At 74.4% G+C, this 8,154-nt stretch carries 8 protein-coding genes; 4 read left to right on the top strand and 4 right to left on the bottom strand.

Translation table 11 applies throughout. The features are described 5' to 3' along the window. Positions 1-165 precede the first annotated feature (165 nt). Entirely contained in the window at positions 166-633 is a 468-nt protein-coding gene (locus ACPYOM_RS19480) for a hypothetical protein (RefSeq protein ID WP_481347218.1), read from the bottom strand. Continuing rightward, the gene (locus ACPYOM_RS19475; protein ID WP_481347217.1) at positions 630-2,717 is read right to left on the bottom strand and encodes a CARDB domain-containing protein; all 2,088 of its coding nucleotides are present in this window, start codon (positions 2,715-2,717) and stop codon (positions 630-632) included. Before ACPYOM_RS19475 ends, ACPYOM_RS19480 begins: the two co-directional genes overlap by 4 nt. Before the next feature lie 245 nt (positions 2,718-2,962). Here ACPYOM_RS19475 and map point away from each other — a divergent pair, with 245 nt between their 5' ends. Further along, positions 2,963-3,745, top strand: coding sequence for a type I methionyl aminopeptidase (gene map, locus ACPYOM_RS19470; protein WP_481342910.1), 783 nt, complete (start codon positions 2,963-2,965; stop codon positions 3,743-3,745). Between the two features lie 48 nt (positions 3,746-3,793). Here the strand turns inward: map and ACPYOM_RS19465 are convergent, their stop codons facing one another. Both ACPYOM_RS19465 and ACPYOM_RS19460 read right to left on the bottom strand, forming a co-directional pair. Continuing rightward, positions 3,794-4,687, bottom strand: coding sequence for an NAD(P)H-hydrate dehydratase (locus ACPYOM_RS19465; protein ID WP_481347216.1), 894 nt, complete (start codon positions 4,685-4,687; stop codon positions 3,794-3,796). Next, positions 4,677-5,450, bottom strand: a complete 774-nt coding sequence (locus ACPYOM_RS19460; protein ID WP_481342912.1) for a histidine phosphatase family protein — start codon at positions 5,448-5,450, stop codon at positions 4,677-4,679. Before ACPYOM_RS19460 ends, ACPYOM_RS19465 begins: the two co-directional genes overlap by 11 nt. A gap of 218 nt (positions 5,451-5,668) precedes the next feature. Here ACPYOM_RS19460 and ACPYOM_RS19455 point away from each other — a divergent pair, with 218 nt between their 5' ends. The 3 genes from ACPYOM_RS19455 (at position 5,669) to ACPYOM_RS19445 (ending at position 8,095) form a co-directional block, all read left to right on the top strand. After that, entirely contained in the window at positions 5,669-6,241 is a 573-nt protein-coding gene (locus ACPYOM_RS19455) for an NADPH-dependent F420 reductase (RefSeq protein ID WP_481342913.1), read from the top strand. 45 nt (positions 6,242-6,286) lie between these two features. After that, positions 6,287-6,997 (top strand): FadR/GntR family transcriptional regulator, encoded by a 711-nt coding sequence (locus tag ACPYOM_RS19450; protein WP_481342914.1) that lies wholly within the window; start codon positions 6,287-6,289, stop codon positions 6,995-6,997. 72 nt (positions 6,998-7,069) lie between these two features. After that, positions 7,070-8,095, top strand: coding sequence for an asparaginase (locus ACPYOM_RS19445; protein WP_481347215.1), 1,026 nt, complete (start codon positions 7,070-7,072; stop codon positions 8,093-8,095). Positions 8,096-8,154 lie beyond the last annotated feature (59 nt).

Genomic DNA, 8,154 nt, shown 5'->3' with positions numbered 1-8,154 from the left:
CCCCCCCCCCCCCCCCCCCCCCCCCCCCCCCCCCCCCCCCCCCCCCCCCCCCCCCCCCCCCCTCCCCAAAAAAAAACACCCCCCCCCAGATTACTACGCGTCTCGTGGGCTCGGAGATGTGTATAAGAGACAGGTGGGGGCGCGACGCCCCGCCACCTGCGGGCCTCACGTCCCGATGAGCACGCTGACCGCGGTGTTGCCGGTGCAGTCCGGGATCTGCCGGATGGCCCACCGGCCGCGGAGACCGTTGCCGTCGAAGTCGGACTCCGCGTCCCGCTCCTCGACCTCCCCGTCCGATGCCGTCCAGCCGCGGGTGGAGTAGGCGCGCTGCATGTCGGCGAGCGTCTGCTCGAAGGACGTCGGGGAGACGGCCGTGACCACGGTTCGCCCACCGCTACGGGCCTGGACACCGGTGACGACGTAGCCGGCGGGCAACGTCGCCTGCTGGGGGAACCCGTCCGGCAGGTCGACGGGCTTCGCGTCCCTGGCGCAGACCATCGCAGCCGGGGACGCGCCGGTGCCGGGTTGCGCCACGGCGGCCTCCAGCTCGTCCTCGCCGCAGGCGGACAGGAGCGTCAGCGCCATGAGCGCCGCGACGACGGCGCCCCCGCGAGCCGGCGTCCCCGGGCTCACCGGAGGACCTGCGTCTGGCGCCGGTTGTCGGTCTCGTCCGACTCGCGGACGTGGCCGTCCGGGTCGGCCACGACGACCACCGTGTGGGTTCCCTTGGCGAGGCGCACACCGGGGAACGTCACGTTCGTCGAGCGTCCCGCCGCGACGTCGGTCGGCGCGGACGTCGCGACGTTCACGCCGTCGACGAACAGCCGGGTCGTGACGCCGGTGGCCGCGGCCCGGCCGGTGTTCGCGACGGTCGTGCTCGTGGCGTAGAGCCCGCCGGTCCTCGCCACCGACAATGTCGTGGGCGTCAGGTTCGGCAGGGCGTCGAAGGCCGAGTACAGCGTGGCGCCGGACTGCTGGCGCGCGATGGTGGCGTAGGCGTCGAAGTTCTGCGCCCCACCCGGCTGGGCACAGGCGCCGGTGCAGCCGTCGGCGTACCCGACCTCGACCCGACCGGTGCGGTCCACCGTGGCGTCCATGAAGTCGAGCAGGTTGCGGTCGTTGCCGCACGTCGTGCCGCCGGTGCAGATCGAGCCGCGCTGGACGGGGTCGCTCGGGGTGGTGTCGACGGTGACCCAGCTCCTGCCACCGTCGTACGTCGTCGAGACGTAGAGGTGCCAGACGCCGGTGAAGTTCGCCGCGTCCTGGTAGTTGCCGGGGGTCGTCGTGCCGATGAAGGCGAAGGACGCCCGGTCGTCGTCACCGGCGACGACGGCCGGGAAGACGGTGTTGTGGATGCCGAGGCCGGCGCCGACGTTCTGGTCGTCGGTCCACGTCCGGCCCTTGTCGCGGCTCACCGCCACTCGTGGCGTCCCGTCGGCGGCCTGGTAGCCGAGGTAGACCGTGCCCTTGGCGCCGATGCCGACGCTCGGGTCGGAGTCGCCCGCGGTGCTGGCCGGGTTCTTGCGGACCGACCACGTCGTGCCACCGTCCTCGGACACCGCGACGGCCTGGTTGCCGCCACACGACTTGTTCGGCACGTAGACGGTGCCGTCCGGGGCGACCTTGACGTGTCCGTGCAGGCCGCCGCAGTCGAGCAGCGAGTACATCGGCACGGCCGGCCCGAAGGTGACGCCGCCGTCGTGGCTCGCGGCACAGCTGGCGTCGGCGATGTCCTGGCTGCAGTAGTACACGGCGTTCGGATAGGTCGACGTCGGAAGGGCTCCGGTCCCGTTCGGGGAGTAGGCGCCTCCGCCGACGGTCTGGTGGTCGACCCCGGAGTTGAGGCCACCACCCTGGCTGGGTGACCAGGTCCGGCCCTCGTCGTCGGAGTAGCACATCAGCGAGGTCTTGCCCGCGAGCTGGCTCTCGAAGACGCGGCCCGTCTTCGGGTCGGTGAACCCGATCGGGTCGAGCGAGGTCGAGCCGCCCGTGAGGCAGCCCTTGGCCGGCGTCGCCGACACGTCCGACCACGTCACCTTCGAGGGAGTCACGGTGTCGTCCCAGGTGGCCCGGTACGTGTCGTACAACGCCTGGTAGAAGGTCGACCCGGTGGTGTGGGCGGCGCCGATCGAGGGCTCGCCGGCGTCGTGGGCGCGGCCGAAGGACTCCGGGGCCCCGTACTGGCTGAAGGTCGGCGGCGTCGCCGTGCCCGGCGCCGGGTTGGCCGGCACGTCGGTCAGCGTCGCGGTGCCGGTGACGGTCTCACCGAGCGGGGCGAAGGGGACGATCCGCACGGTGTAGTCGCCGCTCGTGGGCGGCGCGACGATGACCTCGGGGTCGGCGCTCGATGCCGCCGACGCGACGACCGCACCGTTGGCGTCGAGGAGGTAGACGTCGAAGTCGGCGGCGGCGGTGGCCCAGCCGACCTTGATCGTCAGCTGGTGCGTCGTGCCGTAGTCGCTCGGCGTCGACACGTGGAGCGCGAAGTCGTCGCACAGGCCCGGACCGCACGTCACGTCGCCCGTGGTGCCGGTGACGTTGGGGACGGCGAACGGCCCGGCGGTCCACTGGGTGCTCGTGCTCGTGTCGGACACCGAACCGCTGTCGGGGGTGGCGGCGAGCGCCGGTGCGGCGGCGACGAGCCCCCCGGTCAGGGTGGCGGCCGCGAGGAGTGGCAGGGTGCGGGAGCGGACCCTGCCGGACATCGGTGACAGCATGCGTTCTCCTGGCTCGTGTAGAGGCGACGCCCCCGAGGCGTGTGGTGGGACCACCAATCGGGCGAGAACACCGGGCTCCCGCTCGCCGTGACAACGAGCCGCGAGGCGGCCGCGCTACGACCCCGCTCGGTCAAGACTCGGTCAGCAGAGTCTGGGAAGCGGCTGGGAGCGCCGGTGCCCGACGAGGGGGCGCGGTCTGGTCGAATGGGGCCGGACAGTCGTCGGACCCACGTGGAAGGTGCCGCATGATCGAGATCCTCGACCGCAGCCAGCTCTCCCGGGCACGGGCGGTCGGCGCCCTCGTGGCCGACATCCTCCAGACGCTGAGGCGCCGGACCACCGTGGGCACCAACCTCCTCGACATCGACGCCTGGGCCGAGGCGATGATCCTCGAGGCGGGAGCGCAGTCCTGCTACGTCGACTACGCGCCCTCGTTCGGGCGCGGACCGTTCGGCCACTACATCTGCACCTCGGTCAACGACGCCGTCCTGCACGGGCTCCCGCACGACCATGCCCTCGTCGACGGTGACCTGCTCTCGCTCGATCTCGCCGTCTCGCTGGACGGGGTGGTCGCCGACTCGGCCATCAGCTTCGTCGTCGGCCAGGCGCGGCCCGCCGAGAGCGTCGCCCTGGTCCGGGCCACGGAGCGCGCCCTGGCGGCCGCGGTCGCGGCAGCCCGGCCAGGAGCCCACATCGGCGACGTCTCGCACGCCATCGGCTCGACGCTCCAGGCGGCGGGGTACCAGGTCAACACCGAGTTCGGCGGTCACGGTGTCGGGTCGACGATGCATCAGGACCCGCACGTCGCCAACATGGGGCGCCCGGGGCGCGGGTACCGGCTCCGACCGGGACTGCTGCTCGCGCTCGAGCCGTGGGTCATGGCCGACACGGCGCAGCTCGTCACGGACGCCGACGGATGGACGCTGCGCAGCGTGACCGGTTGCCGGACCGCGCACAGCGAGCACACGGTCGCCATCACGAGCGACGGTGCCGAGGTGCTCACCCTGCCGAGCGACCCGCACGCCTGAGCTCAGGGCCCCGAGCGCGAGACCACCGGCTCGGCCGGGTCCGGCTGCTCAGCCGCCGCCCGACGTCCGCGTGACGCCGGCCAGCTCGCGCGCGATGGCGAGGGACAGGTCGCGCGCGAGGAAGCCCGGCGCCTCCCCGTCGAGGCGCTCCCCGGCGCGGCTGTGGGCCCAGGTGGCCCAGACCGCCGCCTGCGCGGGGTCGGCGCCGCGCGCCATGAGCCCCGCCACGGCGCCGGCCTTCACGTCGCCGGACCCGGCCGTTCCCAGGCCCGGGGAGCCCCCGTCGTCCCGCCACGCCTCGCCCTGTGGGGTGACGATGCACGACACCTCTCCCCCGCCGAGCACCACGGCACCCGTCGCCTCCGCGAGCCGGCGCGCAGCGTCGACCGGGTCCTTCCCGAGCTCGGAGCGCGGCACCCGGAGGGTCGATGCCAGCTCGGTGACGTTGGGGGTCAAGAGGACTCGGCCCTCCAGGTGGCGCACGCCGTCCAGGTTGCCGGTCAGGTAGGCCGTCCCGAGGGCGTCGATGACGACGGGGGCGTCGAGCCGAGGCACCACCCGCTCGAGGAGCAGCCTGGCGCAGTCGGGGTCCCTGAGCCCCGGGCCCAGCAGCACGACCTCGACCCGGGAGGCCAGCTCGAGGATGCGGTCCGCGCCGGCGACCGCCAGCTCACCCGAGGCGAGCGCCGGCAGCGGCTCGACGAAGGCCTCCGGCACGGCCACGCCCAGGGCGGACGCCGCGTCCGCCGCCGTGGCGACCTGCACCTTGCCGGCACCCACCCGCAGGGCCGCCTCGGCCGCCAGGACGACGGCCCCGGGGGTCTGGCGGGAGCCCCCGACGACGAGCACGGTGCCCCGGTCCGTCTTGTCCCCGTCGGGCGCCGGCAGCGGCCAGTCGCGCAGCACGTCGACGTCGACGGGGCGTGGCGTCTCACGAGGCATGGCTCTGGCCGCCGTCGGGCGGTGCGGCCTCGTGGGTCTCCTCGGCCTCCGAGGCCGCGAGGTGGGCGGTGTCGGCGAACGAGACGAGCTCGAACCGCCCGTCGTCCCCGCGCCGGTAGCGCGTGAGCGAGCAGTTCCCGAGGGGTTCGTTGCGGTCCAGCTCGAGCAGGCGCTGCTCGTCCAGACCTTCGAGCACGAGGCGGAAGCTCATGATGACGGCCTGGTGCGTGAAGACCCACACCCGCCGGCCGGCGCGCATCGAGGCCAGGTCGACGAGGACGTGACGCACTCTCAGGGCGACGTCCGTCCAGCTCTCCCCGCCCGGAGGGCGGTAGTAGAACTTGCCGAGGCGGGCACGACGCTCGGCCTCCTCGGGGTACGTCTCGCGGATGCCGGCGCCGGTGAGTCCGTCGAAGACACCGAGGTCCCGCTCCCGCAGGCGCTCGTCGAGGCGCGCGTCGAGCCCGAGCGGTCGGGTCACGAGCCGAGCCGTCTGCGCGGCGCGCGCGTACGGGGAGCTGAGGACGACCTCCGGCCGCTCGTCCTCGTCCCAGCCGGCGACCGTCCGGGCCAGGACCGCGGCCTGCTGCTCCCCCCGCTCGGACAGGGGCGTGTCGGGGTCGCGCGTCTCGAGCTCCAGGCGGCCGGCGCCCCGTCGGCGTGCCTCGGCATCGGCCACGTTGCCCACGCTCTCGCCGTGGCGCACGAGCACGAGCTCCTCGACGTGCGCCGGCGTCGACTCGCTGCTGGGTTCGATGGACACGGGCCCTCCTGGCGATCTCGTCCGATGCGACGCAGATACCCGCGCTCCGTCCCGCGCGAACACGACCGCCGCCTGCCGGCGCATCCCCGCGGATCCCGGCGCATCCCGGCGCCCCGGCGCCCCGGCGCCTCCACGCGGCATCGGCCCCCGCCCGGCCCGGGCGTATCGTCGCAGGGAGGCATCGCGCACCAGGACCGCCACCAGGCAGGAGCGCTTCCATGACGCAGATCTCCATCATCGGAACAGGGAACATGGGGCAGGCGATCGCGTCGGTCGCCGAACGGGGCGAGCACACCGTGCAGCTCGTCGGACGACAGGACGACCTCGACGGGCGCGCCGAGGTCGTGGTCCTGGCGGTGCCCTACCCGGCCGTCTCGGAGGTCCTCGCCGCTCGCGGGGCCGACCTCGCGGGCAGGATCGTCGTGGACATCACCAACCCGCTCGACGTCGAGACGTTCGACTCGCTCACCGTCCCTCCGGACGCGTCGGCCACCGCCGAGATCGCCGCCGCGCTGCCGGACTCGCGCGTGGTCAAGGCGTTCAACACCACCTTCGCCGGCACGCTCGTCGCGGGTCGGCTCGGGGACCTGCCCACGACGGTCCTCATCGCCGGCGACGACGCCGAGGCCAAGGCCGTCGTGGCCGACATCGTCTCGTCCGGTGGGCTCGCCGCCATCGATGCGGGCTCGCTGCGCCGAGCGCGGGAGCTCGAGGCGCTCGGCTTCCTCCAGATCACCCTCGCCGCCGGCGAGAAGGTGCCCTGGACCGGCGGCTTCGCCGTCGTCACGTAGCAGCGCTCCCGCGCGCCCTCCACGGCCCGACCTAGGATGGCGACCGTGGAGAGCGCCGTGACGTGGACCGCGGGGCAGCCGTACCGGCCGTCCGGCGCCGTCGACCACGTCTTCCGGCAGCTGCGCGAGGCCATCGAGGACGGCACCTTCCCGGTCGGCAGCCGGCTCGAGGCAGAGGGCACCCTCGCCACCCGGTTCGCGGTGAGCCGCCCGGTCGTCCGCGAGGCGCTCAAGGCGTGCGCGGTGCTCGGCCTGACCGAGACGCGTGTCGGCCGCGGCACCTTCGTCGTCTCGCGCGCCCCGTCGGCGGAGGCGCCCCTGGGCCGCTACTCCGCCCGCGAGCTGCAGGAGGCCCGGCCACACGTCGAGGTGCCCGCGGCCGCGCTCGCCGCGACCCGCCGCACCGACGAGGAGCTGGCGCGCCTGACCGAGCTCGTCGACCGGATGGCCGACGAACGTGACTTCGCGCGGTGGGTGGACCTCGACGCCGCGTTCCACCAGGTGGTGGCCAAGGCGAGCCGCAACCGGGTCTTCGCGTCCGTCGTGACCGAGATCCGGGACGCCATGGCGAGCCAGTCGGGCATGTTGAACTCCCTCGAGGGCCGCCGCGAGGAGTCGGACGCCGAGCACCGCCGCATCGTCTCGGCCATCGCAGCGGGCTCGTCCGAGCGAGCGGCGACGGCGATGCGCGAGCACCTCTCGTCGGTCGAGGACGCCGTGGCGCGGTTCTTCGCCGACGACCCGCGCGACGCCTGAACGCGCGCCTCACGGCAGAAAGGTCCACCGGAAGCCTTGACCGGCGACGGTCGCCTTCCCTATCGTCTCCGCGTGGCCAACCTGTCTTACAGCCTGACAGCCTTACAGATGTCGCGCGGCGACGCGCCGGCGTCGGCGCCGATGCCCGCTCACGTCCCCGTGGCGGTGCTGCGGCGGGGGGCGCTGGTCGAGTCGGTGCACCACGGCTCCGCGGCCGTGACGCGCGCCGACGGGAGCACGGTCCTCCTCGCCGGCGACGGGACCTGCCCCGTCTACCCGCGTTCCGCGCTCAAGCCCCTGCAGGCGGTCGCCGCACTGCGGCTGGGTGTGCAGGCGGACGCCGAGCTGCTCGCCGTCGCCTCGGCGAGCCACTCCGGCGGGCCCGAGCACGTGGCGGCCGTGAGCCGCCTCCTCGCCGACCACGGTCTCGGCGAGGGCGACCTCGCCAACCTCCCCGACGTGCCGTACGGCACCCCGGAGCGCGAGGCCCTGCTCGCGGCCGGCGGCCGACGCAGCCGGCTCGTGCAGAACTGCTCGGGCAACCACGCCCTCGTGCTCGCCGCGTGCGTCGTCGCCGGGTGGCCGACGGACACCTACCTCGACCCGCGCCACCCCGTCCAGGTGGCCATCCGCGACACGATCGACGAGCTCGGCGCGGAGCGGACGGGTCCGGTGGCGACCGACGGCTGCGGCATGCCCGTGGTGGGCATGACCCTTCCGGCCGTCGCCCGGGCCTACGGCCGGCTCGCTGCGGCCGACGCCGCGAGCGCCGAGGGACGCGTCGCGTCCGCCATGCGCGCCCACCCCCACCTCGTCGGGGGCAGCGCACGCGACGTCACCGACGCGATGGTGGTCGCGCCGGGACTCGTCGCCAAGGACGGGGCCGAGGGCGTGCAGCTGCTCGGCCTGCCGGACGGCACCGGGGTGGCGGTCAAGATCGCCGACGGCGCGGACCGCGCCCGGATGCCGGTGGCGGTGGCGGCCCTCGCGGCCGCGGGTGGTCACGAGTCCCTCGTCGCCGCCCTCGCGCCCCTCGGCAGCACCTCGGCGACCCACGGCGACGAGGTCGTCTCGACGCTCACCGCGCTCCCCCGCTGACGCGTCACCCCCGGCGCCGCGCCCCTCGGTGCCGGGGGCTGTCTCTTATACACCTCTCC

The organism is Monashia sp. HAY1-2A (assembly GCF_056755315.1).
The sequence above is the reverse complement of the archived record's forward strand: the minus strand, read 5'-3'. Positions and strand labels throughout refer to the sequence as shown.